We start from the raw sequence: 881 nt of genomic DNA, 5'->3' as shown, positions 1-881 counted from the left end.
GTGTATTGCGCGGTCGCGACGATAGTGTCGCTCTATGACGCAGGTCACCGTTATCTGCTATACTCGATGCATCTCTTCCAGTGATGGTTTTCCATCACATGCTGATCGGGGGTGGTAGTTCAAGACACTCCGGGGCAATGACGTCGCCGGGTTTTCGATCGCGACTGTGGTCGCATTTCATGATGTGGAGAGAAATATGGACATCACAGTAGCTGCACGTAATGCAGAGATTCATCCGAACTTCCGCGCATACATCGAGGAAAAACTTGCGAAGGTTACGCAGTTTTATCCTCGTGCCCAAAGGGTTGATGTTGAGTTAACCCACCAGAAGAATCCGCGACAGGCTGATACAGCAGAGCGGATTGAACTAACAGTCTTTGGCAAAGGCCCAATTATTCGAGCAGAGGCAGAATCTGCAGACCGCTACGCCGCGGTCGATATTGCTGCTGGAAAGCTATTTGAGCGCCTTCGCCGTATGCGTGATCGAGCAAAGGATCACCACCGCACGGAAGAAATTCTGGCTCCCGATTTAGATGTTCTTCCCGCAAGCGTTGGGGAAGAAGAGGAACTTGCTGAACAGGCTCCGACATCTTTGAAGAGTGCGGGGGATCTGAAAGTTGGAGAAGCTCGCGAGGAGCAGCTGGGAGATAGTCCGATTATCGTCCGCCAGAAGGTTCATGAGACGGTGCCTATGAGCGTTGATGAGGCATTGAATCAGATGGAACTGGTGGGGCACCCCTTCTTCCTCTTTGTCGATGAAGAAACGATGCAGCCCTGCGTCGTCTACCATCGCCACGGCTGGACCTATGGTGTTCTGCGTCTGAACGCGACGGTTCTCCAAACTGGCGAATAAAACGCGCACTTGAGGGGTGGGGGGGGGG

The 881-nt window shown here is 53.1% G+C and carries 1 protein-coding gene; it reads left to right on the top strand.

All coding sequences use genetic code 11. The annotated features are described in order from the left end of the window. The first annotated feature begins 196 nt into the window (after positions 1-196). On the top strand, positions 197-853 hold the full coding sequence (gene raiA, locus KHW85_RS07860) for a ribosome-associated translation inhibitor RaiA (RefSeq protein WP_009409201.1): 657 nt from the start codon (positions 197-199) through the stop codon (positions 851-853). Positions 854-881 lie beyond the last annotated feature (28 nt).

Source organism: Actinomyces sp. oral taxon 181 (assembly GCF_018370895.1).
In the GTDB taxonomy this organism is placed as follows: Bacteria; Actinomycetota; Actinomycetes; order Actinomycetales; family Actinomycetaceae; genus Pauljensenia.
This window is presented reverse-complemented; position numbering and strand designations above follow the sequence as displayed.

What these genes read in the sequence shown, in the direction of transcription:
- raiA (WP_009409201.1), top strand. Translation starts at nt 197, where the DNA reads ATGGACATCACAGTAGCTGCACGTAATGCAGAGATTCATCCGAACTTC.